The following is a 2019-nucleotide window of genomic DNA, read 5'->3' as shown; positions in this document are numbered from 1 at the left end:
CGCCGCTGGCGGCGCTGTCGCTGGCCATCGTGGGCGTACGAGGGTTCGCGGTCTCGCGGGGCGTGTTCCGGTACGGCGAGCGGCTGGCCAGCCACGACGCGGCGCTGCGAGCGTTGGCGACGATGCGCGGACGGGTCTACGACGCGCTGGTGCCGCTGGCGCCGTCCGGCCTGCCGGCATTCCGTAGCTCCGACCTGCTCAGCAGGATGGTCGCGGACGTGGAGGCGGTGCAGGACTTCGTCGTCCGGGTCACGATCCCGGTGCTGACCGCGGGCGTGGTCTCAGCCCTGGTAGTCGGGTTCGGGACGGCGGTCCTCCCCAGCGCCGGGCTGGCGATCGCCGTCGGCCTGCTGGTTGCGGGCGTCGTTGTGCCGCTTCTGACGATCGCCACCAGCAAGCGCGTCGCGCAGCAGGTGGCTCCCGCCCGCGCCGAGCTGGCGGCCCGCAATGTCGACCTCCTGCACGGCAGCGCCGATCTCGCGGTCTTCGGAGCGACCGGCGAGGCGCTCGACGAAGCCGAACGCGCCGCGGCCGAGCTGGCGAAGGTCGAGCGCAAGGCGGCCCTCACGACGGCGGGTGCCGGCGCCGTTGCGATGCTGGTCCAGGCCGCGACGACGGTCGGCGTCACGGTTCTCGCGTTGGCCGCGGCGGCAGACGGCAGCCTGTCCGCGGTGATGGTCCCCGTCCTGGCACTGGTCACGCTCATCTCCTTCGAGCCGGTGCTGCCGCTCGTCCCAGCGATGCGGCATTTCCAGGAATCTCGAGCGGCGGCGACGCGTGTGATGGCTGTCCTGGACGCTCAGCCACCGGTCACGGAGCCCGCGCGGCCGCTGCCGGCACCCCGTCGTGAAGCCGTCATCGAGGTGGAGAACCTCTCCGTGCGGTACGCGGCTGACCGTGCGCCCGCGCTCGACGGCGTGGACCTGCGACTCGAACCCGGCCGCCGGGTCGCCGTGGTCGGAACGAGCGGCTCGGGGAAGAGTACGCTGCTGGCCGCGCTGATGCGCTTCGTCGAGCCGTCGTCCGGCTCGATCGTGATCGACGGGCACGAGCAGTCCGGATACGCCGGTGACGACGTGCGTGCCCTGATCACCGGGGTGACTCAGGACTCGCACCTGTTCCATACGACGATCCGGGAGAACCTGCGGCTGGCGGCGCCTTCGGCGACGGAGGAGCAGATGCGGGCGGCGCTGGAATCGGCACGCGTGCTGGACTGGGTCGACTCGCTGCCGAAGGGGATGGACACCGTTGTCGGCGAGACCGGCGGCCAGGTGTCCGGTGGTCAGCGGCAGCGGTTGGCGCTGGCCCGCGCCCTGCTGGCCGACCCGCCCGTCGTCGTGCTGGACGAGCCGACCGAAGGGCTGGACGCTGACACCGCCGACGAACTCGTCGCCGATCTGCTTGAGTCGACTCACGACCGGACGACGTTGCTGGTGACCCACCGGCTCGCGGGTCTGGACGAGGTCGACGAGATCGTCGTGCTCGATGCCGGACGAGTCACGCAACGTGGCCGGCACTCCGACCTCATCGCTGTGAGAGGCCCCTATTACGACCTCTGGTGGGCCGGCCGAACGGAAGCCACCGCCGACCGAGGGGTGTAGCCCGGCAGCGGGACACCTGTACTGGAGTGACCGCCCGGTCCGGCGACGAGGGCGCGTCGTACCTGCGGATGACCCGCGGGTTCGGCATCCAGGATGAACCCCGGGCACACCGGCACACGTTACCGTTTTGTCCGTGACCACGTTGCTCGACGCACGCCTCGCCGAAGTCTCCGGACTGCATAAGTGGTTCGGAGCCATCCATGCAGTCAATGACGTGTCACTGCACATCGGCATCGGTGAGACCTACGGTCTGCTGGGCCCGAACGGCGCGGGGAAGACCACCACCATCTCCATCCTGGCGGGACTGCTGGAACCCGACGAGGGCACAGTTGTCGTGGCCGGCGAGCAGATCCGGCCACGGTCGACACGTGGCCGGGAAACGATCGGGCTGGTACCCCAGGACCTTGCCATATACCCG

The 2019-nt window shown here is 70.4% G+C and carries 2 protein-coding genes; both read left to right on the top strand.

Annotated elements, in window-relative coordinates; translation table 11 throughout:
• On the top strand, positions 1–1601 hold a 1601-nt coding region (gene cydC, locus ELR45_RS17370), incomplete at its 5' end, for a thiol reductant ABC exporter subunit CydC (protein ID WP_205856767.1).
• Between the two features lie 133 nt (positions 1602–1734).
• Positions 1735–2019: ATP-binding cassette domain-containing protein (locus ELR45_RS38170; RefSeq protein WP_205856766.1), on the top strand; the 285-nt coding region annotated here is incomplete at its 3' end.

The sequence above is a fragment of the Phytoactinopolyspora endophytica genome (assembly GCF_004138495.1).
GTDB lineage: Bacteria > Actinomycetota > Actinomycetes > Jiangellales > Jiangellaceae > Phytoactinopolyspora > Phytoactinopolyspora endophytica.
The sequence above is the reverse complement of the archived record's forward strand: the minus strand, read 5'-3'. Positions and strand labels throughout refer to the sequence as shown.